At 73.8% G+C, this 25,031-nt stretch carries 29 protein-coding genes and 1 pseudogene; 19 read left to right on the top strand and 11 right to left on the bottom strand.

What is annotated here, in order from left to right:
* Positions 1 to 2: 2 nt before the first annotated feature.
* Entirely contained in the window at positions 3 to 1,160 is a 1,158-nt protein-coding gene (locus ACFEMC_RS02360) for an AAA family ATPase (protein ID WP_380173236.1), read from the bottom strand.
* 60 nt (positions 1,161 to 1,220) lie between these two features.
* On the opposite strand from ACFEMC_RS02360, the gene ACFEMC_RS02365 reads away from it, so the two are divergent.
* A complete protein-coding gene (locus ACFEMC_RS02365; RefSeq protein ID WP_380173238.1) occupies positions 1,221 to 1,484 on the top strand; it encodes a hypothetical protein in 264 nt (87 codons plus the stop codon).
* An 89-nt stretch (positions 1,485 to 1,573) separates the two neighbouring features.
* On the top strand, positions 1,574 to 2,119 hold the full coding sequence (locus ACFEMC_RS02370) for a hypothetical protein (RefSeq protein WP_380173240.1): 546 nt from the start codon (positions 1,574 to 1,576) through the stop codon (positions 2,117 to 2,119).
* Positions 2,120 to 2,131: 12 nt separating this feature from the next.
* Here ACFEMC_RS02370 and ACFEMC_RS02375 read toward each other — a convergent pair whose 3' ends face one another.
* Entirely contained in the window at positions 2,132 to 2,983 is an 852-nt protein-coding gene (locus tag ACFEMC_RS02375; protein WP_380173242.1) for a siderophore-interacting protein, read from the bottom strand.
* Between the two features lie 10 nt (positions 2,984 to 2,993).
* On the bottom strand, positions 2,994 to 4,016 hold the full coding sequence (locus tag ACFEMC_RS02380) for a siderophore-interacting protein (RefSeq protein ID WP_380173244.1): 1,023 nt from the start codon (positions 4,014 to 4,016) through the stop codon (positions 2,994 to 2,996).
* A gap of 118 nt (positions 4,017 to 4,134) precedes the next feature.
* Between ACFEMC_RS02380 and ligD (ACFEMC_RS02385) the strand changes: the two genes are divergently transcribed.
* Together ligD (ACFEMC_RS02385) and ligD (ACFEMC_RS02390) are read left to right on the top strand one after the other, a co-directional pair.
* Positions 4,135 to 5,061 (top strand): non-homologous end-joining DNA ligase, encoded by a 927-nt coding sequence (ligD, locus tag ACFEMC_RS02385; protein WP_380176552.1) that lies wholly within the window; start codon positions 4,135 to 4,137, stop codon positions 5,059 to 5,061.
* Between the two features lie 3 nt (positions 5,062 to 5,064).
* Positions 5,065 to 6,030, top strand: a complete 966-nt coding sequence (gene ligD / locus ACFEMC_RS02390) for a non-homologous end-joining DNA ligase (RefSeq protein ID WP_380173246.1) — start codon at positions 5,065 to 5,067, stop codon at positions 6,028 to 6,030.
* A gap of 7 nt (positions 6,031 to 6,037) precedes the next feature.
* Here ligD (ACFEMC_RS02390) and ACFEMC_RS02395 read toward each other — a convergent pair whose 3' ends face one another.
* The gene (locus ACFEMC_RS02395; protein ID WP_380173248.1) at positions 6,038 to 6,712 is read right to left on the bottom strand and encodes a hypothetical protein; all 675 of its coding nucleotides are present in this window, start codon (positions 6,710 to 6,712) and stop codon (positions 6,038 to 6,040) included.
* Positions 6,713 to 6,840: 128 nt separating this feature from the next.
* Here ACFEMC_RS02395 and ACFEMC_RS02400 point away from each other — a divergent pair, with 128 nt between their 5' ends.
* The 4 genes and pseudogenes from ACFEMC_RS02400 (at position 6,841) to ACFEMC_RS02415 (ending at position 10,875) form a co-directional block, all read left to right on the top strand.
* On the top strand, positions 6,841 to 7,692 hold the full coding sequence (locus tag ACFEMC_RS02400; RefSeq protein ID WP_380173252.1) for a GNAT family N-acetyltransferase: 852 nt from the start codon (positions 6,841 to 6,843) through the stop codon (positions 7,690 to 7,692).
* Positions 7,693 to 7,968: 276 nt separating this feature from the next.
* Positions 7,969 to 9,072: pseudogene (locus ACFEMC_RS02405) on the top strand (ABC transporter substrate-binding protein).
* A gap of 49 nt (positions 9,073 to 9,121) precedes the next feature.
* Positions 9,122 to 9,994: a carbohydrate ABC transporter permease gene (locus ACFEMC_RS02410; RefSeq protein ID WP_380173254.1), complete on the top strand. Its 873-nt coding sequence runs from the start codon at positions 9,122 to 9,124 to the stop codon at positions 9,992 to 9,994.
* Positions 9,991 to 10,875 carry a carbohydrate ABC transporter permease gene (locus tag ACFEMC_RS02415; RefSeq protein ID WP_380173256.1) on the top strand — a complete coding sequence of 295 codons (885 nt, stop codon included), beginning with the start codon at positions 9,991 to 9,993 and terminating at the stop codon, positions 10,873 to 10,875. Before ACFEMC_RS02410 ends, ACFEMC_RS02415 begins: the two co-directional genes overlap by 4 nt.
* Here the strand turns inward: ACFEMC_RS02415 and ACFEMC_RS02420 are convergent.
* Positions 10,865 to 11,782 carry a hypothetical protein gene (locus ACFEMC_RS02420; protein WP_380173258.1) on the bottom strand — a complete coding sequence of 306 codons (918 nt, stop codon included), beginning with the start codon at positions 11,780 to 11,782 and terminating at the stop codon, positions 10,865 to 10,867. The two genes, ACFEMC_RS02415 and ACFEMC_RS02420, sit on opposite strands and share 11 nt — an antisense overlap.
* An 89-nt stretch (positions 11,783 to 11,871) precedes the next feature.
* Here ACFEMC_RS02420 and ACFEMC_RS02425 point away from each other — a divergent pair, with 89 nt between their 5' ends.
* Positions 11,872 to 12,318: a hypothetical protein gene (locus ACFEMC_RS02425; protein WP_380173260.1), complete on the top strand. Its 447-nt coding sequence runs from the start codon at positions 11,872 to 11,874 to the stop codon at positions 12,316 to 12,318.
* A gap of 16 nt (positions 12,319 to 12,334) precedes the next feature.
* Here the strand turns inward: ACFEMC_RS02425 and ACFEMC_RS02430 are convergent, their stop codons facing one another.
* The 3 genes from ACFEMC_RS02430 to ACFEMC_RS02440 are packed head-to-tail and all read right to left on the bottom strand — an operon-like array spanning position 12,335 to position 14,625.
* Positions 12,335 to 13,075 carry an HAD family hydrolase gene (locus ACFEMC_RS02430; RefSeq protein WP_380173262.1) on the bottom strand — a complete coding sequence of 247 codons (741 nt, stop codon included), beginning with the start codon at positions 13,073 to 13,075 and terminating at the stop codon, positions 12,335 to 12,337.
* Positions 13,030 to 13,506: a DUF4383 domain-containing protein gene (locus tag ACFEMC_RS02435; protein WP_380173264.1), complete on the bottom strand. Its 477-nt coding sequence runs from the start codon at positions 13,504 to 13,506 to the stop codon at positions 13,030 to 13,032. The genes ACFEMC_RS02430 and ACFEMC_RS02435 overlap by 46 nt, the downstream gene beginning before the upstream one ends.
* Positions 13,507 to 13,533: 27 nt before the next feature.
* Complete coding sequence (locus tag ACFEMC_RS02440) at positions 13,534 to 14,625, bottom strand: aromatic acid exporter family protein (RefSeq protein ID WP_380173266.1); 1,092 nt, start codon at positions 14,623 to 14,625, stop codon at positions 13,534 to 13,536.
* Positions 14,626 to 14,710: 85 nt separating this feature from the next.
* Here ACFEMC_RS02440 and purD point away from each other — a divergent pair, with 85 nt between their 5' ends.
* From purD to ACFEMC_RS02455, 3 genes are read left to right on the top strand one after another with little or no spacing between them, the layout of a single operon-like run.
* Complete coding sequence (gene purD, locus ACFEMC_RS02445; protein ID WP_380173268.1) at positions 14,711 to 15,988, top strand: phosphoribosylamine--glycine ligase; 1,278 nt, start codon at positions 14,711 to 14,713, stop codon at positions 15,986 to 15,988.
* The gene (locus ACFEMC_RS02450; RefSeq protein ID WP_380173270.1) at positions 15,985 to 16,875 is read left to right on the top strand and encodes a phosphoribosylaminoimidazolesuccinocarboxamide synthase; all 891 of its coding nucleotides are present in this window, start codon (positions 15,985 to 15,987) and stop codon (positions 16,873 to 16,875) included. The genes purD and ACFEMC_RS02450 overlap by 4 nt, the downstream gene beginning before the upstream one ends.
* Entirely contained in the window at positions 16,872 to 17,888 is a 1,017-nt protein-coding gene (locus tag ACFEMC_RS02455; RefSeq protein ID WP_380173272.1) for a hypothetical protein, read from the top strand. Before ACFEMC_RS02450 ends, ACFEMC_RS02455 begins: the two co-directional genes overlap by 4 nt.
* A 51-nt stretch (positions 17,889 to 17,939) precedes the next feature.
* On the opposite strand, the gene ACFEMC_RS02460 is transcribed toward ACFEMC_RS02455, so the two are convergent.
* Both ACFEMC_RS02460 and ACFEMC_RS02465 read right to left on the bottom strand, forming a co-directional pair.
* Complete coding sequence (locus ACFEMC_RS02460; RefSeq protein ID WP_380173274.1) at positions 17,940 to 18,113, bottom strand: CsbD family protein; 174 nt, start codon at positions 18,111 to 18,113, stop codon at positions 17,940 to 17,942.
* A gap of 88 nt (positions 18,114 to 18,201) precedes the next feature.
* Positions 18,202 to 18,678, bottom strand: coding sequence for an Asp23/Gls24 family envelope stress response protein (locus ACFEMC_RS02465; protein ID WP_380173276.1), 477 nt, complete (start codon positions 18,676 to 18,678; stop codon positions 18,202 to 18,204).
* Between the two features lie 253 nt (positions 18,679 to 18,931).
* Between ACFEMC_RS02465 and ACFEMC_RS02470 the strand changes: the two genes are divergently transcribed.
* The 7 genes from ACFEMC_RS02470 (at position 18,932) to ACFEMC_RS02500 (ending at position 23,364) form a co-directional block, all read left to right on the top strand.
* Positions 18,932 to 19,507 (top strand): Asp23/Gls24 family envelope stress response protein, encoded by a 576-nt coding sequence (locus ACFEMC_RS02470; RefSeq protein ID WP_380173278.1) that lies wholly within the window; start codon positions 18,932 to 18,934, stop codon positions 19,505 to 19,507.
* 91 nt (positions 19,508 to 19,598) lie between these two features.
* Positions 19,599 to 20,390 (top strand): MIP/aquaporin family protein, encoded by a 792-nt coding sequence (locus ACFEMC_RS02475; protein ID WP_380173280.1) that lies wholly within the window; start codon positions 19,599 to 19,601, stop codon positions 20,388 to 20,390.
* 84 nt (positions 20,391 to 20,474) lie between these two features.
* A complete protein-coding gene (locus ACFEMC_RS02480; protein WP_380173281.1) occupies positions 20,475 to 20,876 on the top strand; it encodes a hypothetical protein in 402 nt (133 codons plus the stop codon).
* Between the two features lie 66 nt (positions 20,877 to 20,942).
* Positions 20,943 to 21,254 carry a hypothetical protein gene (locus tag ACFEMC_RS02485; RefSeq protein WP_380173283.1) on the top strand — a complete coding sequence of 104 codons (312 nt, stop codon included), beginning with the start codon at positions 20,943 to 20,945 and terminating at the stop codon, positions 21,252 to 21,254.
* A 31-nt stretch (positions 21,255 to 21,285) separates the two neighbouring features.
* Complete coding sequence (locus tag ACFEMC_RS02490) at positions 21,286 to 21,696, top strand: CidA/LrgA family protein (RefSeq protein ID WP_380173284.1); 411 nt, start codon at positions 21,286 to 21,288, stop codon at positions 21,694 to 21,696.
* Positions 21,693 to 22,388, top strand: a complete 696-nt coding sequence (locus ACFEMC_RS02495) for an LrgB family protein (RefSeq protein WP_380173286.1) — start codon at positions 21,693 to 21,695, stop codon at positions 22,386 to 22,388. Before ACFEMC_RS02490 ends, ACFEMC_RS02495 begins: the two co-directional genes overlap by 4 nt.
* Positions 22,389 to 22,413: 25 nt before the next feature.
* Positions 22,414 to 23,364 carry an ABC transporter substrate-binding protein gene (locus ACFEMC_RS02500; RefSeq protein ID WP_380173288.1) on the top strand — a complete coding sequence of 317 codons (951 nt, stop codon included), beginning with the start codon at positions 22,414 to 22,416 and terminating at the stop codon, positions 23,362 to 23,364.
* A 15-nt stretch (positions 23,365 to 23,379) separates the two neighbouring features.
* Here the strand turns inward: ACFEMC_RS02500 and ACFEMC_RS02505 are convergent, their stop codons facing one another.
* Positions 23,380 to 24,906 carry an MFS transporter gene (locus ACFEMC_RS02505; protein WP_380173290.1) on the bottom strand — a complete coding sequence of 509 codons (1,527 nt, stop codon included), beginning with the start codon at positions 24,904 to 24,906 and terminating at the stop codon, positions 23,380 to 23,382.
* Positions 24,907 to 25,031 lie beyond the last annotated feature (125 nt).

Genomic DNA, 25,031 nt, shown 5'->3' on the forward strand with positions numbered 1-25,031 from the left:
CGTCAGCAGTTCTCGGCGGGCCGCCCGCCCAGCAAGGCCGCGATCTCCTCTGCGACGGCGTGGGCGGCGACACCGTCGGTGTCCACGACGACGTCAGCAGGATCCTCGTCCTCCAGACGCCGCTGCTCGGTGAGCGCTCGGTCCAGGGCTCGCTGCACCTGGTCGGCGTCCGCGCCGACGAGGTCGTCGCCGGCCAGGGCGGGTCCGAGGCCGAGGGTCCGTTCCCGCAGTCGTTCCTCGAGGGAACTCCGCCCGGCCCGCAGTCGGACCACGAGCAGCGGTACGTCGCCCAGCGCGGCCCGGTAGTGCTCGACGTCCTCCCGCGTCTCCACGTGCCCGTTCAGGACGAGGACGCGCGCTCCACTGGAGCGGTGTTCCCGCCACACCTCGGCGACGCACGCGGCGGTGAGCCCGTGGCCACCGGGATCGTCGGCCGGTCTGAGCACGTCCGCCACGAATCCCAGCTGCTGCAGGTCGAGGAAGCTGCTGGGACGCCCGCTGTCCAGCAACGTGCTGACCAGGGTGAAACCCGCGGTGGACTTCCCGACACCGGCCGGGCCGCAGAGGAGGACCGCGACGGCACCGTCGGACGACGGTGCCGGTGCCCCTGCGGGGAGTGGATCGTCCTCTCCCGTCGGCGGACCGGGCCTCGCTCCCGCCAGGAGCTCCAGGGCGCGCGCGGCGACCTCCCGGGGAGGGCCCGAACCGCTGTCGACCGTCAGGTGCCCCTCGTCGAGCCGGTCAGCCTCCTCCGCCTCGTCGAGAGCGCGTTCCGCGAGGTCGGGGCCGTACCGGGCGTGCAGCCGGCGGGCCAGTTCGTCGCGGTTGACCCGCACCCGGCAGAACGCGACGTCGATGCCGTGCGACGCCTCGGCGCGCAGAGCCCGCACCGTCGCGTCGTCCAGCACGCCGGAGACGACGACCGTCCTCGCACCGGCCGCCACCAGGCGCCGGGCGAGCGTGCGAGCACTGCGGGCCTTGAGGGCGTACCGGTCCGGGTCGTCCTCGCGCTCGGGGTAGCACATGCCGACCTGGTCGACGTCGAAGTACGCGCGGGGCTGTCCGGCGAGGAGGTTCGCGTGGAGTTCCCACGCCGTCACCGACTTCCCCGCGCAGGGGGACCCGTGCAGCCACCAGAGCCGCGCCGTCGCTGTCCGCACGGGAAGCAGGGTAGAGGCGTTGCGCTGCGGCGACGGTGGTGGCGGGGCCATGATGACCGAGTGACCTCCCACGCCCCGCGGGCCCTGTCCACCCGGCTGCGCGCGCTCGCCGGCGACGACGCCGGGGCCAACCCCCACCTGCGCGCCATGCGGTCCGCTGCGGTGGTCAGCCTGGTGGCGGGTCTGCTCCTGCTGGTGTCGGGCGTGACCACCGGCGACGTGGCGCTGATGGTCGTGGCCGGTGTCGTCCTGCTGTGGACGGGGGTCGTCCAGGTGGGCTGGTGGGTGGTCTGCGCGCTGATCTGGGAACGAGCCCAGGACTGACCCTCGTCCGAGGGGCGCCGCGGCGACGGCGTTCCTGAGGAGTTCGAGAACGCCCGGACAGCAGCGCCTCCGCCTGCCATGGTTCGACCGTGATCAGACGTGAGGCCGTCCTCGGTGCCGTCGTGCTCGTCCTGGTGGCCGGCTGCTCGGCCGGGGCCGCCCCGGACGATGAGCGCAGCGCTCAGGTGAGCCCCGCACCGGTGAGCGACCACCGGGCGGAGCTGGCCCACGACGGCGAGGTGCTCGGGCAGCTGTTCCAGGTCCCCGACGACGCGGTCGGCGTGAGCCGGACGCAGCAGGCGACCGGCACCGACACCCCGGACGGGTGGCAGGTGCAGGGTTTCACGTCCGTCACCGCTGCGGGCCTCCTCCGGGCCGGCGCGCACCAGGTCCACGTCGCGTGCGTCGGGACCGGTTCCCTGACCGTCCTGACCCGGCCGGCGGCCGGCACCACGACGGCGTCGAGCCCGGCGTCGACGGCCGTGGATGCGGAGGCGTCGTCGGTTCTCGACTGCGCCCCCGACGGGGTGGTGGACGTCCGCGACCTCACGGTGGCCGCAGGGGACTCCGCCGTGGAGACGGTCGTCCGGCCCGCGGAGGGCACCGTGGCGGTGCTCGGCTATGCCCTCACCTGACCGTCGAGGACCTCAGACGCCGGCGCTCGCGTCGTCCGTCTCGGTGGCCGCGACCCAGTCGCGCTTCTCCTCGCGCCACCCGTCCTCGGTGCGGCCGCGTCGCCAGTACCCCGACGCCGACAGCAGTTCCCGGGTGACGCCCAGGTCGGTGCGCGCCCACCGGCGCACGGCGCGCACGGTGTCCGCCTCCCCGTGGACGAAGGCGTGCGGGGCTCCCACGGGCAGGTCCAGGGAGCTCAGGAACTGCACGATCGCCTCGGGGTCCGGGGCCGACCGGTGGACCCAGTGCAGCCGCAGGTCGCCCGGGCAGGTCAGGGGCAGTTCCTCGGCGGGGGAGTGCACCTCGACGACGGCGACCGCGGTCGCCCCGGCGGGCACGTGCTCCAGGGACGCCGAGATCGCGGGCAGCGCGCTCGCGTCGCCGACGAGCAGGTGCCACGGGGCGTCGGCGGACGGTGTGTAGGCGCCCCCGGGCCCGAGCATCCAGACCTCGTCACCCGGCCGGGCGGCGGCGGCCCAGGGGCCGGCGATCCCTTCGTCGCCGTGGACGACGAAGTCGATCGTCACCTCCCCGTCGGCCACCGCGCGCACGGTGTAGGTGCGCTGCGCGGGCCATTCCGCCCGGGGACGTTCCGCACGCACCGCGGCGACGTCGAAGGGTTCGGGGTAGCTCACGCCGGGGAGGGGGAACACCAGCTTCACGTACGAGTCGGCCTGCTCGACGCCGAAGTCCGCGAGGTCCTCGCCGCCGAGGACGACGCGCACCATTTCCGGGGTCAGCCGTTCGACGCGCTGCACCACACCGCGTCGCTGGCGACGGCCACCGGCAGGACGCTCGGTGCCGCGCTTGAAGGGGTTCCGCACGGTCCGATCCTCACTCACCCTCGGCACGCCCGGCACGCCAGTACCCCATGAAGGCCACCGAGGACCGGGGGACGCCGACCTCGCGCACGAGGTGGCGCCGCAGCGCCTTGACGACGCCCGACTCCCCGGCCAACCACGCGTAGAGGCACTCCGGGCCCGCGGCCTCGGCGTTCTCGGGGACGTCCCAGAGGATCCCGTCCTCGTCCTCGCCGTCCTGGTCGGTGCCCTGGCCGGTCAGGTCCTCCGCCCGCACCTGGTCCACCAGGGCCGAGGCGACGTCGTGGACCCGGCGCTGCAGGAGGTCGCCCGCGGCGTGGTCGCCGTTGCGCGGCAGCCACTCCACCGTCAGGTCGGCGTCCGAGCGCAGGTGCAGGATGTCGCCCGCGTCCGGAACCTCGAGCAGGGCGGTCACCGTGATGCCGGCGGGCAACTGCTCCAGCACCGCGGACACGGCCGGCACCGCCGTCTCGTCGCCGGCCAGCAGCAGCGTGCGGGCCTCGGTGGGCGGAGCCCACTCCACACCCCACATGCGACCGGTGCCCGGTGCGTCCGGCCCGACGAGGACCACCTCGTCACCGACGGCGGCGCCGGCGGCCCAGCGGGACGCCGGTCCTGCGTGCCCCGCGCCGTCGTCGATCCCGTGCAGGACGAAGTCGACGTCGATCTCCGCGTCAGCGGCGGCCGTCGCCGGCCGGAACGCCCGCACCGTGTACGTCCTCATGACGGGCCGGACCTCGTCCGGCAGTTCGCGCCACCACGTGTACCAGTCGCCCTCCGGCACCCCGTAGTCCTCGAACGGGCGGGGGAACAGCAGGACCTTGAAGCGCTGGTCGTACCCCGCCGCCCCGAAGCGGGCGAGGTCCGGGGACGTCATCGTCAGGCGGACGAAGCTGGTGCCCAGGCGTTCCACGGCGGCCACGCGGACCCGGAACAAGGTGTACGAAGCCCGTGCCGCCTCCCGGCGCGCGACCCGCACCTCGTCCGTGCGCTCGTCCGTGCGCTGGTCCGTCCGGTCGTCCGTCTGCGCGCTCATCCCCACAACCCCTCGATAGATGTGAGGGCAGCCTAACCAACGTCAGGTGCGGTGGGAACCGCCGGGCCCCCACTGGCCCGGTGGCTCCGGTCCCAGCAGAGTGGGAACCGTGCTCCCGATGCTGGCGACCGCCGCGCCGGCCGCCGAGGTGCCCACGGACGGCGACCGCTGGGCGTACGAGGTGAAGTGGGACGGCATGCGCGTCCTCGCCGACGTCCACGAAGGCCGGGTCTCACTGCGCTCGCGCACCGGGCGGGACGTCACGGTCACGTTCCCCGACCTCGTCGACCTCGCCGACGCCCACGCCGACGTCCTCCTCGACGGCGAGGTCGTCGCCCTGCAGGACGGCCTGCCGTCCTTCGCGGCGCTGGCCGAGCGGATGCACGTCCAGGACGCCCGCTCGGCCGCCCTCGCCGCGCGTCGCACCCCCGTCACGCTCATGGCCTTCGACGTCCTGCGCCTGTACGGCGTCGGTCTGCTGGACCGGCCGTGGCAGGAACGCCGCGAGTCCCTCGACCGGCTGCCGCCCTCGGGCAGCGCGTGGCAGGTCTCACCCGTCTACCCCGACGCGCGGTCGTTGCTGGCCGCGACGCTGGAGCAGGGCCTCGAAGGGGTCGTCGCCAAGCGCCGGACGTCCGTCTACCAACCGGGACGCCGCAGCCCCGACTGGGTCAAGCACGCCCACCGGCGTCACCAGGCCTGCCTCGTCGTCGGCTGGCGCCCCACCGAGGGGTCCTCGCAGCGGATGGGGGCACTGCTGCTCGCGGTCCCCGCGGCAGACGGCCGGCTCCGGTTCGTCGGGCGGGCCGGGAGCGGTCTCAGCACTGCGCTGGAGGAGGAGCTGCGAGCCCGGCTGACGGGTCACGAGGTGGCCGAGCCCGTCGTGGACGTGCCGCGCGTCGACGCCAAGGGCGCCACCTTCACCGCACCCGTCGCCGTCGTCGAGGTCCGCCACCTCGGCCGCACGACCGGTGGGCGCCTGCGCCAGCCCACGCTGCGCGGACTGCGCGGCGACCTCGACCCGTCCGACGTCCGCGAGGAGTAGCCGATGGCCACCAGGAGCGCCGGGAAGAGCGAGGGCGAGGACACCGTCGTCGAGGTGGACGGACGGCGGCTGCGGCTGCGGCGCCTGGAGAAGGTGCTCTACCCCTCCACGGGGACCACCAAGGCCGAGGTCCTGACCTACGTCACGACCGTCGCGCCCGCCCTGCTCACCCAGCTCCACCAGCGTCCGCTGACCCGCAAGCGCTGGCCCGACGGCGTCGCCTCGTCGTCCTTCTTCGAGAAGAACGTCCCGCGCGGCATGCCGGACTGGGTGCGCACCGTCGAGCTCGACGCCCCCGGCAGCACGAAGAACCGCGAGAAGATCCTCTACCCGCTCGTCGAGGACCTCGCAGGGCTCGTCTGGCTGGTGAACCTCGCCGCGCTGGAACTGCACGTTCCGCAGTGGCGCGTGGGGCCGCGCGGCGGCGTCCGCCACCCCGACCGCCTGGTCGTCGACCTCGACCCGGGGGAGGGCGCGGGTCTCGCCGAGTGCGCCGAGGTGGCGCTCGCGGTCCGCGAACGGCTCGCCGCCGACGGGCTGGAGTGCCTCCCCGTGACGTCCGGGTCGAAGGGCATGCAGCTCTACGCACCCGTCAGCGGCGAGCAGGACGCCGACGTGCTGCGCTCCTACGCCCACCGCCTCGCCCAGGGGCTGGAGAAGGACCGTCCCGACCTCGTCGTGAGCCGGATGACGAAGGTCCTGCGCGGGGGCAAGGTGCTGCTGGACTGGAGCCAGAACAACTCCGCCAAGACGACCGTGGCCCCGTACTCCCCGCGCGGGCGGGAGCGCCCCTGCGCCGCGGCCCCCCGCACGTGGGACGAACTCGCCGACGCGGACACGTTGCGGCAGCTGACGTTGGAGGAGGTCGGGGAGCGCTACGCGCGCGACGGCGACCTGCTCGCCGACCTGGGGCCGGACGCACCGCCCGGCCCGCGCGTCCCGCCCGGCCCGCGCGTCCCGACGTCCTGAGCAGCCCTCAGGCGCCGATGCGCGCGATCCGCACGTGGCCGGGGTGCAGGCTGATCCGCGGGGAGTAGCCGAAGACGGCGCTCGCCGTGAGGAACTCCTCGGCCCCGAAGTCGACGGACGTCAGGCTGACCTGCAGGTACCCGCGCAGGCCCGTGAGCTGCTCGTCCGCGACCACCGCGTACCAGGGCCGCTGCCGGCGGGAGGTGAACTGCACGTCCGCCTCGCACCACCCCGCGTCGACCGTCCGGCGGCGGCCGCCGATGAGGCGCAGTCCCGCGTGGCGGCGCAGCTCGGCGTCGAGGTACGCGGACGGGCTGTCCACCGACGCCGAGGCCTCGCTCACGGACTGCGTGGCCTCGACGAGCCAGCCGGCCAGCGCGTCCGGGGCGACGTCCTCGACGTCGACCTGCGGCAGCAACCGTTCCAGGCACGCGTGGTCGACGGCACCCGCCAGCGTCGTGAGCGCCTCGGTCTCGGCGCGGGTGACGTCGTCGAGGTCGGCGCGCCGCAGGGGCACCGGTTCGCCGACCGCCCGCACCTGGGTGCGCGGGTCCGGGTCGTCGGGGGTCTCGACGTCGTCCCACAGGCTGAACGCGCTGTGCCGGTGCACGTCGCCGACGTGCTCGGCGTCCAGGGTGATCGTCTCGCCCCGGCGGGACAGGACGGTGGGTTCGCTCTCCATCGCCGTCGATGGTAGGGAACCGACCCCCGCCCGGGCCAACCACTTCGCCACCCTGTGGACGTGTGCACCCGTGCCGGCGGGCGGGAAAGCCGTTTGACCGGTCGCCCCCGCCACGGTCGACTGGCGGCGTGCTGCACCCCCGGACCCACCTGACCCCCGACGACCTGAGTGCCGTCGCCGACCTCGAGCGGCGCGTCGTCGCGCACGACGGCGGCCGGCTCAAGATCGAGTGGGAGGACCTGCGTGCCCGCGCCTCCGACCCCGGCGAGGGCCCGACGACGGATCTCCTCTGGACCGCCCCCGACGGGCGCGCCGACGGGTACGTCGGCTTCGACTCCTGGGACGGACGCACCGTCGAGCTCGTCGGCATGGTCGACCCCGACGCGCGCGGCCGGGGCATCGGCACGGCGCTGCTCGAGGCGGCCGTCCAGGTCTGCCGGGACCGGGGTTTCTCCCAGGCCCTGCTCATCGTGCCGCGCCCGTCGGAGGCGGGACACCACCTCGCACGACGCCTCGGTGCGCCGCTCGAGCACTCCGAGCACGCGCTGCGCCTGGACGCACCGCCCCCGCCCGCCGCCGAGGACCCGCGCACCACCCTGCGCGCCGCGACGACCGCCGACCTCGAGGTGCTGGCGGAGTTGCTGACCGCCGCCTTCGGTCAGGCCCCGACCCACCTGGAGGCGGGTTTCGCCGGGGGCGCGACGCTCGTCGTGGAGCACGACGGGGTCGTCGTCGGAACCCTGCGGCGACCGCGCGACGGGAGTTCCGGCGGCGTCTACGGTTTCGCCGTCGCGCCGGAGTTCCAGGGCCGCGGCATCGGCCGCGACGTGCTGCGCCGGGTGAGCCGCGCGTTCTTCGACGAGGGCGCCACGTCCGTGCGCCTCGAGGTCGCCGTCGACAACGACCGGGCGCTCGGGCTCTACACGTCGGTGGGTTTCCGCAGGGTGCAGACGGAGGACTACTACGACCTGCCCCTCTGACCGGCCCCCGGCCCTGTGAGCGAACCCTCCAGGACTTGGGGGAGCGCTGTGCGCATCCGCGGATAAGGTCGGGGCATGTCCTCGCGCCACAGGGTTCTGACCCTCCTCGCCACAGCCCTCAGCGGCGCCCTCGTCGTGACCGGCTGCGGTGCAGGCAGCCGTGTCGGCAACGACAACGCCACCTCCGTCGCCTGCGACTACGAGGCGCCGAAGTCCGACACCACGGTGAACGTCCTGGCGTACAACTCCTCGGCCATCGACCCCTTCACCGACACCATGGTCTCCAGCTGCACGAAGGACCCCGTCACGGTCAAGCACGACCCCATCGACTTCGGCGGCCAGGTCACCAAGACCACCGCCACGCTCGCCGGTGACACCGGGACCTACGACATCCTCGAGACCTACGGTTTCGTCATCCCGTCCCTGGCCGAGGACGAGAAGCTCGTCCCGCTGGACGACCTCTACGCGAAGTACTCCGAGAAGTACGACCTGGACGGCCTCAGCGAGTCCATGCGCCAGGGGATGTCCTACGACGGCAAGCTCTACGCCGTGCCGATGCAGGCGCAGATGTTCGTCCTGGCCTACCGTTCCGACGTCTTCGAGCAGCTCGGCCTGCAGGCGCCGAAGACGTTCGACGACATGGTCGCCGCGGCGCAGGCCATCCAGGCCAGCGGCCAGATGCAGTACCCGATCGCCTTGCCCTAGCTGGCCACGGCCGACGTGACGACGAGCCTGGAGGCGACGATGAACTCCCTCGGCGCCGACTTCGTCGACGCCGACGGCAAGGTCACGCTCGACACGCCCCAGGCCCGGCAGGCGATGCAGGCGATGCTGAGCCTGAAGCCCTACACCGACCCGCAGGTGACGACCTTCGACCAGCCGAAGGTCCAGCAGCAGCTGTTCAACGGCACCGCGGCCATGGCCGTCATGTTCTCGGGCCGGATGAACGACCTGACCCTGGCCGAGAACAGCAGGTTCTCCGAGGACTTCGCGTTCGCCGGCGCCCCGAAGGTGACCGCGGACGCGCCCTACAGCTACAGCCGCCTGTCCATCGACGGCTGGTCGATCCCGGCGAACACCGAGCTCGACCACGACGTGCTGTTCTCGATGATGGCCTCCTCGGTGAGCGAGGACGCCTCCAAGGCGTCGGTCCCGGCGGCCTACCCGGCGCGCGAGGGTCTCGTCACCAACGAGAACTCCCCCTACGGCGCGGCGGCCAACGAGTCCATCGCCTCCACCATGCCGCCGGTCGTCTCCCCGGTCCTGGCGGACGTGAGCAACGCGATCACGCCGATCCTCGCGCAGGTGCTGAACGGCCAGGTCTCCGTCGACGCCGGTGCGGCGCAGATGCAGACCGCGGCCCAGGGCGTGGCCGGCTGAGCGGGCGCAGGACCCCCGGCCGGCGCACCCGCCGGCGGGGAGGTCGCTCGTGAAACCCCGTGAGTTCTGGTCGCTCTTCACGCCCAGCCTGGTCGTCATGGTCGGCCTGCTGGTGGTGCCGCTGGTGCGGACCGTGCAGTGGAGCCTGGAGAGCGTGCGGTACGGCACCCCGGGGACGTTCGTGGGGCTGGCGAACTTCGCCACGGCCCTGACCGACCCCCGGTTCGGCCGCGCGGTGCTGTTCACCGTCGCGATCACGGTGCTCGCCACCGTTCTCCTGCTCGTGTTCGGGTACCTCACCGCGATCGGCGTGAACAGGCTGACGACGTCCCGACCGATCGTCCTGGGGATCATGCTGGTGTCCTACGTCCTGCCGAACCTCGTCGGGGCCGTGGCGTACTCCTGGCTCTTCGACGACAACTTCGGCGGGCTCGTCAACCGGTTCGTCGAGGCCCTCGGCGGGTCGCCCGTCCTGTGGTTCACCGACCAGGTGCCCAACGCCCTGCTCGTCACCTCGAACACCGTGTGGCACATGCTGCCGTTCGCGATGCTCATCGTCCTGGCGGCGCTGCAGTCGGTGCCCACGGAACTGCGGGAAGCCGCGACCCTCGACGGCGCCTCGTCCCTGCAGACCCACGTGCACGTCATCATCCCGACCATCCGGGGCGTGCTGGGTTTCGTGACCCTCATCTCGATCATGGACGTGCTGCGGACGTTCGACAGCCTCATCCCCCTGTCGCCGCAGGCGGCGGCCATCGGCAACGAGTCGATCATGATGTACGTCTACTCCGTGGCCTTCGCCAACGGCGCGCAGGACCTCGGGCTGGGCAGCGCCGTCAACGTGCTGACCATCGGCCTGATCCTCGTCATGCTCGTCCCGTTCATCCGCGGGATCTTCCGGGAAGCGAAGGTGGCGCGGTGAGCGCGAGCACGGGGCTGGACGGGGGACGCGTCGTCGGCGCACCCGTGGTCCGGCGTTCCATCCCTCGCAAGCGCCCGGTGGTGACCGGCGTCCTGCTCGGCGTCGTCTGCGTCGTCATGCTCGCGCCGTTCCTGTGGATGACGTTGTCGGTCACCAAACCCACGGACGTCGCCTTCTCCAACCCGCCCGTGTTCTCGGGGTACACGCCGACGCTGAAGGCGTTCACCGACCTGTGGCAGACGACCTACTTCGCCGACTACCTCGTGAACACCCTCGCGGTGGCGGCCGTCTCGACGGTCATCGCGCTGGTCATCGGGGTTCCCGCCGCGTACGGGCTGTCGCGGTTCCCCACGTACGTCTCGGCGTTCCTGCTCGTCCTGGCCCTGGTCTTCCGGGCCCTGCCCCGCTTCTCCGTCGTCCTGCCGATGTACGACATCAGCCGGGCGCTGGGGATCTACGACACGACGTTCGCTGTGGCCGTGGCCCTGGTCGCGATCAACCAGCCGTTCACCATCTGGCTCCTGCGCAACTTCTTCGCCGAGATCCCCCGGGAACTGGACGAGGCGGCGATGATCGACGGCTGCACCCGGATCGGGATGCTGTGGCGGGTGATGATCCCGTTGATGCGCCCGGGGATCCTGACGGCGGGGATCTTCGTGTTCCTCTTCGCCTTCCAGGAGTACCTGACGGCGCTGGTGCTGACGGACAGCGCGTCCAAGACGGTCCCGGTGTTCATCGCGACGCAGCTGGGGCAGACGCTGCCCATGCTGCAGCAGGCCGGCGCGGCCTCGCTCCTGCTGACCCTGCCGGTGGTCGTCATCGCCTTCGTCGCCCAGAAGTACCTCGTCGCCGGGTTGAGCGACGGGGCCGTCAAGGGCTGAGGGGCGGCGGGTCGCGGCGGACAGCGCCCCGCCGCCACCGGGGCCACGACCGCCGGCGCGGCCTCGGGGACCGGTACGCCGCGACCACCTCGGCGACCGTCCGCCCCAGCACCGCACGGAACCACTCGACGTCCTCGGGCCGGTGCTGCTGCGCCAGTTCCTGCCGTCCCTGGACCGTCCGGGTGATCGACCACAGGCCGGGAGAGGTCCGGACGTCGGAGGGGACCAGCGGTGCGGTGAACGCCTCGAAACCCCCCACCTCGCGGGCGACGGCTGCGACGAGCCAGAGCTGCGCCACGGAGACGGGACGAAGGCTCCCGCGCCGTCCCCGCGGGTCGTCGACGAGGGTCATGGTGTCGATCCGGCGCGCGACCCACGTCCCGTCGCCGACCCGGAACCGGCAGACGGTGTCGGTGTGCAGGTCGACGTCGGCCCCGAACGCGGCCAGGGCGTCGACGGTCTCGGCGTCCAGCAGTCGCTCGACGGCCGTCCGTTCGCGCTCCCGCAGCTCCCGTTCCCGGCGTTCGGCCGCGACCGGGGCCCACTGCCGTTCCAGGGCGCGGCGGTCGAGCGGCTCGCCCGCCCGGAGCCGGTCCAGCAGCCAGTCGGAGTCCACCTGCGTCCAGTAGGCGTGGAACAGTTCCGGTGTCCCGTCGCGGGTCGGCAGGTCCGCCACCGTGCGGTACCGCTCGTCCCACACGCGTCCCCCGCGCCCGGAGGACCACACCGCGAACGGCACCCCGTTCCAGTGGCACACCCACGTCCACGTGTCGGGCGCCGAGACGTCCGGCCGGGTGGTCTGCAGGAGCTCGGCGACGCTCACGTCGTCGGCGACCTCGAGGGTGCGGCGGTGGGGGAGGGCGTCGTCGCCCATGGCGACGCTGTCGCGGTCGACGCTCAGGTGCACCCCGTCATCCTCCCTCTGCCGTCCTCCTGCGGTCGTCCTGTCGTGCCGGTTCGGCCGCGCGGAGGAGATGGGACTGGCACGGTGGGGTCGTGCCCACGACCGCCCCCGGCCCCCGCGCCCGGCGCGACCCGCTGCTGCTCGCGCTCCTGGGTCTGCCCGTCGTCGGGGCGACGACGACGCTGGCGGTGTCGGGTCACCTCACCAGCTGGGACGTCGCGACGGAGAGCGCCGCGATGGTGACCTTCACCGTCGTCTGGACGGTGTGGGCGGTGGCACCCTTCGCCGCCGCGGTCGCCGGCGGCCTGTCGGTGCGCCGGCACTGGCGCGGGGGAGCGGGCACGGTCGTGGTCGGGGACGTGCTGCTCGTGGCGCTCACGGTGTGGCTCCTGTCGGACGTCCTGACGTCGGAGTCGTCCACGGCGGTCCTGGGGCTGCTCTTCGCCCCGCCGCTGCAGGCCGCGGTTCCCGGGGTGACGCTGCTGGCGGCGGTCGGCGTCGCGCGGCTGCGCGGACGGGGGTTGCCGCGGCACGCGTGAGCCGAGCGCGCCGGGGTCAGGCCAGGAACGCGCCCAGCTCCCGCAACGACGTCATCCGCTCCGGTTCGTCAGTGGGCCCCTCCGCGTGCCGGTCCAGGTGCACGGCCCGCAACCCCGCTGCGCGGGCGCCGACGACGTCGACGGGGTGGTCGTCGCCGACGTGCAGCGTGCGCGCGGGGTCGGCGCCGACGGCCGCGCACGCGGCGTGGAACACCTCCGGACGGGGTTTGGCCCGGCCCAGCTCACCCGCCGTCAGGACGGGACCGACGCGGCCCGTCAGCCCGAGGGCCTCGAGCTTGGCGTGCTGCTGCTCCGGCACGCCGTTGGTGAGGAGGGCGACCCGCAGGCCGGCCGCGGTGACGGCCTCGAGCGCGTCCTCGACGTCGTCGAAACCCCTCCAGTGCGAGCGGTAGCGCACCAGGTACTCGTCGTGGAACTGCGCGTCCAGGACGGCGTCGTCGCCGACCGGACGGTCCAGCAGGGGCAGGAACTCCCGCAGCCGGCGGCGGCGGTGCTCGTCGTGGTCGACGAGGCCGTCGCGCCACGCGCGGTGGTGGCGCTCCTCGGCGTCGTGCCAGGCGTCCTGCAGCCCCGGGCCGGGGTCCACGCCGCTCGCCCGGACCCAGTCCTCCACCGCGGCGCGCGAGGCGCCGCGGTGGTCGAAGAGGGTGCCGTCGAGGTCGAGGACGACGGCCTGCAGGCGAGGCCGGCTCAGAAGACGCCCAGCTCCTCGACGTGCTTCTTCCGGCTCCGCCACGCGCCCGCGAGGATCACGACGAACAGGGCCAGGTGCAGCCAGTTGCTGGCCGCGTTGACGGGCAGGTCGGTGCGGGAGGCGTTCACCATCAGCCCGGCGCCGCCCAGGCCCGCGGCCAGGTAGGCCAGCGCCACCCAGACGACGACCTTGTGCGCCTGCCGCGGCGACCCCGAGAAGGCGAGGATCGCCAGGCCGAAGAGCACCTGCACCGCGATGACGACGGCCGACGTGCGGAACAGCCCGAACAGGTTCGCCTCGGAGGAGTAGAACCCCATCTGCGAGTAGTTCGAGGTGATCCCGGGGATCGCGCCGAGGACGGCGAGGGCCAGGACGAGGACGGCGATCGCGCGGGCGTACCCGCAGACCGGACCGCCGGCCTCGGCGGGGTTCGCGGACTCGATCGCGAGGGGCTCGTGCGCGGGAGCGTTCATGGTCCCCATCATCCCCGACGGTGACGCTCAGTGCGGCAGCAGGCGGTGCGCCTCGGCGGCGCCCACGCCCTGGGCCTGCAGGAGGTCGACCACCGTCGAGCGCAGCTGCGCCACGACGACCGTCGCCGACAGCGACTCGGCGCCCAGCGTGCGGGGGCCCAGCGTGACCGCGAGCTCCTGCAACCCCGCGACGGCCGGCGGCCGGTTCTCCCCGGGGTAGGCCGGTTCACCGGTCGAGCGCACGGCGGCCGCGAGCTGCTCGAAGGCCCCCGCGAGGGAGTCCGGCAGCTGCTCGTCGTACTTCAGCGCGGTCGCCACCCGGCGCAGGGCGACCCGCACGTTGCGGGTCGCGCGGTCCATCCCGGCCTGCAGCTTCTTCTGCTGCACGATCTCGCTGCGCCCCCGCCGCCGCAGGGGGGACAAGCGGTGCACCTCCTGGCCGGCGTTGACCGACTGCGACCAGCCGTCGAGCTCGGTCTGCGTGCTGCGCGCCCGGGACAGCACCTCCTCGGCCTTGGCCGCGTCGTGCTCGCGGACGGCGTCGGCCGCGTCCTCCAGGAGGTCGGCGAGCTGCCCGGCGTAGGCCCGCGCCCTGCCCCGCACGTCGCGGCGAGGGTCAGGTGGCAGCAGGGCCGCCACCCCCAGCGCGACGACCACGCCCGTCATCGCGTCCAGCCACCTGGCCCCGCCCGTGCTCCCCGCCATCGGCGGGTAGGCCACGATGAAGCACGCCTGCAGCGCCGCCTGGTTGACGAGCAGGATGCCCGAGTCCAGGAACCGGGCGATGAACATCGCGGCCACCACGATCGCCGTGATCTGCACCGGCCCGCGGCCGACGAGGTGCACGATGAGCGTCCCGAAGATGACCCCGATGGTCACCCCGACGCCCAGTTCCCCGACCCGCCGCAGTCGCTGGTTGTTCTGCACCCCGAGGCACACGACGACGGCGACGCAGGCGAAGACGGGGTACTGCTGGTCCCACAACGCCTGGGCCAGCAACCACGCGGTGCCGGCGCCGAGACCGCACTGCACGATCTGCCACCACGAGCCCTGCCAGCGCTGCCAGCCGGTCCGGAGCCGGCGGCGGAGGCTGAGCGCGAAGGGGATCGTGCGGGGCACGGCCCGATCCTGCCGCACCCGGTCCCCGCCGCGCGGCGGACGCACGGTCGGGGGAGCCGCCGCGCAACCTCTACCCTCGGTGCCCGTGGAGGTCCTCGTCATCGGCTCCGGTGCCCGTGAGCACGCCCTCGTCCGCGCCCTGCTCGACGACCCGGGGGTGGACCGCGTCGTCGCGGCCCCGGGCAACGCCGGCATCGCGCTCGTCGCCCCCGTCGAGCCCGTCGACGCGACCGACCCCGACGCCGTCGCGGCGCTCGCCGGCCGGCTCGGGGCCGACCTCGTCGTCGTGGGGCCCGAGGCCCCGCTGGTGGCGGGGGTCGCCGACGCGGTGCGCGCCGCCGGCATCCCCGTCTTCGGGCCGTCGGCGGAGGCGGCCCGTCTGGAGGGCTCCAAGGCCTTCGCCAAGGAGGTGATGGCCGCGGCCGGTGTGCCGACGGCCATGGCGCACCTGTGCACGACGGAGGAGGAGGTCGCCGCCGCGCTCGACGCGTTCGGCGCCCCGCACGTCGTCAAGGACGACGGCCTCGCCGCGGGCAAGGGCGTCGTCGTGACGTCCGACCGCGAGGCGGCCCTCGCTCACGCCCGCACGTGCCTGGCGCACGGACCGGTCGTCGTGGAGGAGTTCCTCGACGGTCCCGAGGTGAGCGTGTTCTGCCTCACCGACGGCACCTCGGTGGTGGCGCTCGCCCCGGCCCAGGACTTCAAGCGCGCGCTCGACGGCGACGAGGGCCCGAACACCGGCGGCATGGGCGCCTACTCGCCGCTGCCGTGGGCGCCCGCCGGTCTCGCGGACGAGGTCGTCGAGCGCGTCGCCCGCCCGGTCGTCGTCGAGATGGCCCGCCGCGGCACGCCGTTCTCCGGGGTCTTGTACTGCGGCCTCGCGCTCACCTCCCGGGGGACGCGCGTCATCGAGTTCAACGCCCGCTTCGGCGACCCCGAGACCCAGGTCGTCCTGGCCCGGCTGGCGACACCGCTCAGCACCGTCCTCAACGCCTGCGCCACGGGCACCCTCGACACCCAGCCCGACCTGCGCTGGCGCGAGGAGGCCGCCGTCACCGTCGTGCTCGCCGCCCCGGGCTACCCGGAGGCGCCCGTCACCGGCGGGACCCTGCGGGGTCTGGACGCCGCCGAGGCCGTGGGCGGGGCCGCCGTCCTGCACGCCGGGACGTCGCCCGCACCCGACGGGACGGGCATCGTGAGTTCCGGCGGTCGGGTGCTGTCCGTCGTCGGGACGGGGGCGGACCTGCACGCCGCCCGCGCCAGCGCCTACGAGGCCGTCGAGCTGCTCGACCTCGAGGGGGGCCGGTTCCGCCGGGACATCGCCCTGGCGGCCGCGAACGGGACGACGGGGGCGCAGGCGTGAGCGTCGTCGAGCTCGAGGGCTGGACCCACCGCTACTCCGGCAAGGTCCGCGACCTCTACGAACCCGCCGAGGGTTCGGAACGGGCCGGCGACGGCACGGTCCTCGTCGTGGCCAGCGACCGCATCTCCGCCTACGACCACGTCCTGCCGACGCCGATCCCCGACAAGGGCAAGGTCCTCACCGCCCTGTCCCTGTGGTGGTTCGAGCAGCTGACCGACCTCGTGCCGCACCACGTCGTGTCCACGGACGTGCCGGCCGCGGTGGCCGGTCGCGCCATGGTGTGCCGGCGGCTGGACATGTTCCCGGTCGAGTGCGTCGCCCGTGGGTACCTCACCGGCTCCGGCCTCGTGGAGTACCGGCAGAGCTCCTCGGTGTGCGGTGTCCCGCTGCCCCCCGGCCTCGTCGACGGGTCGCGGCTGGCCGAACCGGTGTTCACGCCGGCGACGAAGGCGGAACTGGGCGAGCACGACGAGAACGTCACCTTCGAGCACGTGGCCGCGACCGTCGGCGCCGACGCGGCCGCGGAACTGCGCGACCTCACCCTCGCGGTGTACCGCCGGGCCGAGGGCGTCGCCCGTGACCGCGGGATCGTCCTGGCCGACACCAAGCTCGAGTTCGGCCGCGCCGACGGGGTCACCGTCCTCGGCGACGAGGTCCTCACCCCCGACTCGTCCCGGTTCTGGCCCGCGGAGACCTGGGAACCCGGTCGGGCTCAGCCCAGCTTCGACAAGCAGTTCGTGCGCGACTGGCTGACGTCCCCGGCGTCGGGGTGGGACCGGAACGGCGTCGAGGCGCCGCCGGAACTGCCCGCCGAGGTGGTCGAGCGCACCCGCTCGCGGTACGTCGAGGCGTACGAACGGCTCACCGGGCAGACGTTCGCGGGGTGAGCCCGGCTTCCCGCGGGCTCCGCCTCGTCCGCGCCACCAAGGCTGTCCAGCACCTCACGACCTTCGTCGTCGCGGGCGTGTCGACGATCCTGCTGACGCGGCTCTACCTCGCGCTGACCGGCTACCCGCAGATCGGTGGCGACACGGGGCTGCACGTGGCGCACGTCCTGCCGGGCGGGCTGCTCATGCTGGCGGCGATGTGGTTGCAGTTCTCCTACGTCGGGCCCGGTCCGCGTCCCCTCGCGGCCCTGCTCGGCGGGGTGGGCTTCGGCTTGTTCATCGACGAGGTCGGCAAGTTCGTCACGTCCGACAACGACTACTTCTTCGCCCCGTCGGCGGCGATCATGTACGTGGTCTTCACGGGTTTCGTCGTCGGTGCGCACTTCTGGCGACGACGCGTCCCGCTGTCGGACGCCGAACGGGTCGCGAACGCGGCCCACGTGCTGGTGGACGGGCTCGCGGGTCGGTTGTCCGCGCAACGTCGGGCCGAGGTGCTGCACTCCCTCGACGGCCTGACCCACCCCGGGGACGTCCAGGGCGTCGCCGAGGTGCGGGACCTGCTGGAACGCGTGGAGACGCGCACACCGGCGGTCCCGCAACGGTTCGAGGAGCTGTGGCAACGCGTCGGCGAGGGTTTCACCCGGCTGGCGTCCTCGCGGTTCGCCCTCCCCGTCATGGGGGTCCTGCTGCTGGCGCAGATCGCGTGGGCCCTCGCGGTGCTCGCCGAGCTCGTGCTGAGCCGGACCCCGCACGGGGTGGCGGTCGGCGGAGTCCTGGTGGGGGCGGGAGCCTCGACCGTGTTCACCGCGACCGGGTTGTGGCAGGGGCGCCGGCGTGGCCGCCGGGCAGCCGTGGAGTCGTTCCAGCGCTCCGTGCTGACGTCCCTGCTGCTGACGCAGGTGTTCCTCTTCGCCGTCTCGCAGTTCGCGGCGACGGCCGGGCTCGTGGTGGACCTCGCGCTGCTCGGGCTGGTCAACGCCGACCTGGCCCGGCTGCGCCGCGCGGACCGGTAGGAACGCCGAGGGGCCGGACGTTCCCGTCCGGCCCCTCGTGCTCAGCGGTCGTCAGCGCTTGAACGCGTCCTTGACGTCCTCACCGAACTGCTTGGTCGACGCCGAGGCCTGGTCCTTCTGGCCCTCCGCCTCCAGCTCCTCGTTGTCCGTGGCCTTCCCGACGGCTTCCTTGGCCTGCCCGGCCAGCTTCTCGGCGGCGTTCTCGACCTTGTCGGCGATGCTCATGGAACTCTCCTCGTCTCGGATTCTCCGGGGCGACCACCGGCGGGTGCCGGTGGGGGTCCGTGCGTGCCGGCGGTCCGCCGGCGGTGGGTCACTGCACGCGGGTGACGTGCTTCTCGTCGTCCTGGTCGTCGTCCTCGGGCAGGTGGATGTCCGAGACCTCGATGTTCACCTCGGTGACCTGCAGCCCGGTCATGCGCTCGACGGAGCTGACGACGTTGCGGCGCACGGCGGAGGCGAGGTCGGCGATGGGGACGCCGTACTCGGCGATGAGTTCGATGTCGACGGCGGCCTGGCGTTCGCCGACCTCGACGGAGACGCCCTGGGAGTGGTTGGTGCGGCCGCCGGGGATGCGCTCGCGCAGGGCGCCGACGGCGCGGGCGGCGCCGCCGCCGAGGGCGTGGACGCCGGAGATGTCGCGTGCGGCGATGCCGGCGATCTTGGAGACGACGGTGTCGGCGATGGTGGTGGCGCCGTGGTCGCTGCCCAGACCGGCCGCCCCCCGACCGGCGCCGGTGCCCGTGGTGCCCGCAGTGGTGGGACGGGGCGTGGTGGCGGTGTCAGCCATGGTTCCTCCTGTGCTCCGGGTGAGGGGCCGGTCGTCTCGGTGCGACCGGTCGGTTGCGCTCACGACGGGTTGGAGCGTGGGTCCCGGGAAACGTCACGGCCCGATCCGTGTGACGTGCGTCACGCACCCTGCCGGGCAGTAGTTGTGGTGCACGTCACACCGCGGGGCCCGTGACGTTCCCCGTGGGATGCGCTCTCACACGGCGTCGTCCACCCGTCAGGCGGAAGCGCCGCCGACCGAGAGGGAGGAAACCGTGACCGACGAGACCGCCCGCCCCGCAACCGCTCCCGAGCTCGGGACCGTCGTCCCGGTCGTCGCGGACCGTCCTGCCGCTGGGGGTGCGGGCCTCTCGGGCCCCGGTGCCGCGAACTCCGCAGCCACCTCCCGCACCCCCCGCACGACGATGACGGACACCGTCGTCGCCACGATCGCGGGCATCGCTGCGGCGGGCGTTCCCGGAGTGCACCGTCTCGGTGGCCCGCTCGACGGCGCGCTGGTGCGCGCCCTCGACGGGGTGAGGGACGGGGTGGGGCGGGGACTGCCGCAGGTCCTGGGTGCCACCGGGGTCGACGACCCCGAGGACGACCCCGAACACGGTGCGCTGGAGGGGAAGCACGCCGACCGCGGCGTGAGCGTCCTCGTCGGGGAGCGTGAGGCGGCGGTCACGGTCGAGCTGACCGTTGAGTTCGGCGCCTCCGTCGACGAGGTCGCTGCGGGTGTCCGCCGCGAGGTCTCCGCCGCCGTGGAACGCATGACGGACCTGCGCGTCCGCGAGGTGGACGTGCGCGTCACCGACGTGCACGTCCCTGCAGCAGGACCGTCCCACTGACCTGCCGGAACCCGGCCCACGGACGAACTGGACCCCGTCCTGGAACCACCGTCAGAACCATGACATCCCGAACCCCGGAAGAGGAGTTCCCGTGACCACTCGCAGTTCCTCCGACCACCTCGACGTCCGTCGCAGCGACCGCGCCGAGGAGAACCCGCAGGGCCTGTTCGGCAGCAGCCCCGGGACCCGGTTGGTGCGGTCGGCGACCGCCGAGGTCGTCGGCACGTTCGTCCTGGTCCTCGCCGGCACGGCCACGGCGATCGGTGCCGGTCGTGCCGACGCCGTGTACGAGCTCGTGGCCGTCGTCCTGGCCTTCGGCATCGCCCTCGCCGCGATGGCCGCCACGCTGGGCCACGTCTCCGGCTGCCACCTGAACCCCGCCGTGACGCTGTCGCTCGCGGTCACCCGGAAGTTCCCCTGGCGCGCCGTGCCGGCCTACGTGGTGGCGCAGCTGCTCGGCGGTGTCCTCGGGTCCCTCGCCGCGTGGGGCGTCTACGCGGGCAGCGGCCGGGAGGTCGTCGCCCTGTCCGCCACCGTTCCGGCCCAGGGGGTCGGGACGGGTCAGGCCTTCTTCGTCGAGGCCGTCGTCACCTTCGTGCTGGTGCTCGTGGTGATCTCCGTGGCCACCGACGAGCGCGTCCCGGGCGGGCTGGCCCCCCTCGCCGTCGGTGCCGCCCTGGCGACCGCCATCTTCATCGCCGGGCCGATCACCGGGGGTGCCGTGAACCCCGCCCGCGCCTTCGGTCCCGCCGTCGTCTCCGGCACGACGACGTCCCTGTGGCTCTACCTGATCGCCCCGGTCGTCGGCGGTCTGGTCGCCGCGGTCCTCTACGACCGGCTCCTGAAGCCGACCGCGCCGCCCGCCCCGGTCGAGGCGCACTGACCCCACCGCGCGGGGGGGGCGGGGTCCACCGACCCCGCCCCCTCTGCCGTCCGCAGTCCCTGCAGCGCACCGAAGGAGAAGACCGTGTACCGCACCCGAGCCTCCGCGTCCCGCTACCCCGTCTCCCGCCGGCCTCGCGTCGTCCGCGCGTCCACCGGTGCGGTGCTCGTCGTCCTGGTCCTGCTGCTCGTGCTCGGTCCCGTCCTCGGCCTCGTGGGGGCCGCGGCCGCCGCCGGCCCCCTCCTGCAGGTGCCGTACGCGAGCATCACCGCCGTGGTGGTCCTCGGGGTGCTGCTGGCCGCGGCGTGCGTCCTCGCGGCGTACCGGACGTCGGTCGGCCGGCTCGGCTGGACCCTCGTGGTCGTCGCCGTCCTGCTGGCGCTCCTCGCCTCGCTGTGGCCGTTGCTGGCCACCGGGGACGCGGCCGTGGACAGCGCCCGCGACGTCTGGCCGTGGATCGTCCAGCTCGTCCGGGACGTCGCCTGAGCGTCGTCCCCCGGACGGCCGGTGGTCGAGAGGCGATCACCGGGGTGGGGGAGGACAGTGGCGCGCATGACGCTCCTGGCCCCCGAACCCCGACCCGCCACGACCCCTGCGCCGGAAGCGGATACGGTCCTCGGTACCGGTCTGGACACCACGTCGGCGACGGTGCTGACGTGGTGGGACCGCCTCCCCCGGGGCCGTCGTGAGCAGCTCCTGTCCCTCGCGCCGGACGAGGTGCTGCCCCGCTCGGTGGCCGCGGAACTCCAGCGTCTCGGCGTCGACTGCCCGCTCACCCTCGTCGCCGAGGACCTGCGCCAGGTGCGCCGGGCCCTGCCCCCGCAGGCGCTCCTCGAGCTGATCGAGCGCGAGCGCAGCCGCTGACGAGGCCCTGACCGGCTGGCACCCTGGGGCGGTGCCCGCAGACCCGTCGCCGCCGTCGGCGTCCGCCCGTGGCTGGGGCGCCCACGTCCCGGCCGTCCTCGCCGGCCTGGCCCTGCTGCTCGGGTTGCAGCTGGCCGGCACGGTCCTCGTCGACCTCACGGGTCTCCCGGTCCCCGGGGCGGTCGTCGGCCTCGCCGCGCTCCTGGCCCTGGGGGCCCGGTGGCGGGGTGTGGTCGCTCGGGCCGAACCGGCGGGCGCGCCGCTGCTGAAGCACCTGCAGCTCCTCTTCGTCCCTCCCGGGGTGGGGGCGCTGACGCAGCTGTCGACGCTGGTGCAGAACGCCGGCCCGCTCGCCCTGGCCGTCGTGGGGTCGTTCGCCGCGGGGTTGGTCGTGGCCGGCACCCTGCTCCAGAAGCTGTTGCGCCGCAGGGTCAGCGTGTGAACGCGCTCGTGCACGCTCCGGGTTTCGGGCTGTTCCTCACGCTCGGCGCCTACCTGGGGGCGGGGGAACTGCACCGACGGTTGGGCCGGCCCGCGTTGCTGGCGCCGGTGCTCGTCGCGATGGTCGTCGTGGCGGTCGCCCTGGAGGTGCTGGGCATCGGCTACGACGAGTACCTCGCGTCGGTGTCGGTGCTCACCCTCCTGCTCGGACCCGCCACCGTGGCCCTCGCGCTCCCGCTGCTGCGGTCCGGCCGCGCCCTCCTCGCCGACCGCGGGGCCGTCCTCCTCGCGCTCCTGGCCACCGGCGCCGTCAGCGTCGCCGTCACCGTGGCCGCCCTCGAACTGTGGGGGGCCTCCGACGCGCTGGTCCTGACGACGTTGCCGCGGTCGGTCACCACGCCCGTCGCGCTGACCCTCGGTCAGACGATCGGGGCCAGCACGACCCTGGCGGTCGTGCTCACGCTCGTCTCGGGCGTGTTGGGTGCGACGGTCGGGCCGTGGCTCCTCGACCGCGTCCGGGTCGTCGACCCGCGCGCCCGGGGGTTCGCGATCGGCATGGTGTCGCACGGCATCGGCACGTCGCGCGCCCTGGCCGAGTCGGACACGGCGGGCGGGTGGTCCAGCGCCGCGATGGTGCTCAACGCCCTCGCCATGACGGTCGTCCTGCCCGTCGTGGCGCGTGCGTTCCACTGATCACGATGAGGATAGGCTCACCTTCATGCGCCGACCGAGCCTCGCCCTCGTCCTGTCCGCCGGCCTGCTCCTCGCGGGGTGCTCGGCGTCGACGTCCGCCCCCGCCCCCTCCGCCGCATCCAGCGACGGATCGGCTGCGGCGGAACGGGTCGTCGAGCACGCGCGGGGGCGGACGCAGGTGCCGGCCGCCCCGCAGCGCGTCGTCGTGCTCGAACCCGTCCAGCTCGACACCGCCGTCGCGCTCGGGACGACGCCCGTCGGGGCGGCCGTGGCGAGCAACGTCACGGGGGTGCCCGCCTACCTGGAGGTGGGGGACGCCGTGGAGCCGGTCGGCACCGTCCCCGAACCCGACCTCGAGGCGATCGCGGCGCTGCGCCCGGACCTGGTGCTCGGCACGCAGACCCGCCACGGGCAGCTCTACGAGGCGCTGAGCCGCATCGCGCCCACCGTCTTCATGGCCTCCCAGTCCGACCCCTGGCAGGACAACGTCCGCCTCGTGGGGGAGGCCCTCGGCAAGTCCGACCAGGCCGCGCAGCTCCTCGACGGGTTCGACGCGCGGTGCGCCGAGGTGGCGCAGGAGCACGGCCTCGGTGCGGCGGGCTCGGCCCCGGTGACGGCGAACCTGCTGCGCCCCCGCGACGGCGGCACGTTCAGCCTCTACGGGCCGACGTCCTTCGCCGGCAGTGCGCTGGAGTGCACCGGCCTGGACCTCCCGGACCGCGACTGGGGTGGTGGCATCCAGGTCGACCTGTCGGCCGAGAGGGTCCCGGAGGCCGCGGCCGACCACCTGTTCGTGCCGGCCGACCCCGGGTCCCTCGACGACCCGGCGGCGGTCCCGGCCCTCGTCGCGGGGAACGCCGACGCGTTCGGAGCGGTGCACGTCGTCGACACCTCGTACTGGATCTCCGGGGTCGGCCCGCTCGGCGGTCGCCGTGTCCTCGACGACGTCGACCGGATCCTCACCGAGGCGTCCTGAGCGGTTCCCCGGGCCTCAGTGCGCGGTGCTCGGCGCGGGGATCGCGGCGATGCCGGCCAGGCGTTCCTGCCGCACCGAGTGGCGGTTGACGAGGGTCGCGGAGACGACCGCGACGAGCAGCACCGCGAGGGCGCCGCCGGCGAACGCGACGTGGTACCCGTGGAGAACGGCCTCGGCGGGAGTCCCCCCGGCGCCGCGCACGGAACTGGCGAACACCGTGGACAGCAGGGCGGTGCCGATCGACCCGCCGATCTGCTGGAACGTGTTCACGCTCGCGCTCGCCGCGCCCGCGTCCTCGCGCGCCACCCCGCTGGTCGCGGTGTTCATGGCCGAGGAGATGGTCAGCCCCATGCCCAGGCCGGTGACGACGAGGGCGGGCAGGACGGTGCCGGCCCAGGTGCTGTCCACGTCCGTGCGCAGGAAGAGGAGGATGCCGGCCGCGGCGACCAGACCTCCGGTGCGCAGCAGCACCTTCGGCCCGACCCGCGGCAGCAGGCGCGGGGTGATCTGCGTCGCCGCGGTCATGATCGACAGGGGCATCGGCAGGAACGACAACCCGGTCTCGAGGGAGGAGAAACCGAGCGTCTGCGTCAGGTAGTAGGTCAGGAACAGGAAGATCCCGAACATCGCCACACCCACGAGGCCGATGGCCGTGAGCGCGCCGCCGCGGTCGCGGTCGCGCACGATCCGCAACGGCAGCAGCGGGTGCGAGACCCGGGACTCGACGAGGACGAACAGCGCGACGAGCACGACCCCGGCCACCAGCGAGGCGATGGTCACGGGGTCCGACCACCCGTCGGTCTCGGCGGAGGAGAACCCGTAGACGATGCCGACGAGGCCGAGCGTGATGGTGACCGTGCCGACGAGGTCGAGACGCGGGCGGGGACCCCGCGCCTGCTTCGGCATGAACAGCAGCGCCCCGACGACGCCCAGGACGGCGAAGACGACGTTGACGTACAGGCACCAGCGCCACGAGGTGTACTCGGTGAGCACGCCGCCGAGCAGGACGCCCGTCGCGGCGCCGGAGCCGGCGATGGCGCCGAAGACGCCGAAGGCGCGGGCACGTTCGGCCGGGTCGGTGAAGGTGGTCGTGAGCAGCGCGAGCGCGGACGGGGCGAGGAGCGCGCCGAACACGCCCTGCAGCGCACGCGCCGCCACGAGCTGGGAGAAGTCCTGCGCGAGCCCGCCGACGACGGAGGCCGCCGCGAAACCCGCCAGGCCGAGGACGAACAGGTTCTTGCGGCCGAACAGGTCCCCGAGCCGGCCGCCGAGCAGGAGGAGCGAGCCGAACGCGAGCGAGTACGCCGTGACGATCCACTGCCGCTGGTCGTCGGCGAACCCCAGCTGCTGCTGGGCCGAGGGCAGGGCGATGTTGACGATGGTCGCGTCGAGGACGACGGCGAGCTGGGCGATGCCGATGACCGCCAGGACGACCCAGCGGTGGTCGCGGACGGCCCGGTGCTGCGGGGCTGCGGGCGTCGACGGCGTCGAGGGCGCTGCGTCGGGGGCCGGTCCGGTGCGCGCGGAGGGGGTGGAGCTCATGGAGTTCTCCAGGTGGTCGAGGTGCCGGCGGGTGGTTCGAGCCGACTGAAGCGGACGTCTCGCGTCCACTTCCAGCAGCCTACACGCAAACGGACGCGACGCGTCCACTTGTTCCCGGTCCGGCG

This window comes from Kineococcus sp. DHX-1 (assembly GCF_042473625.1).
Lineage (GTDB): Bacteria > Actinomycetota > Actinomycetes > Actinomycetales > Kineococcaceae > Kineococcus.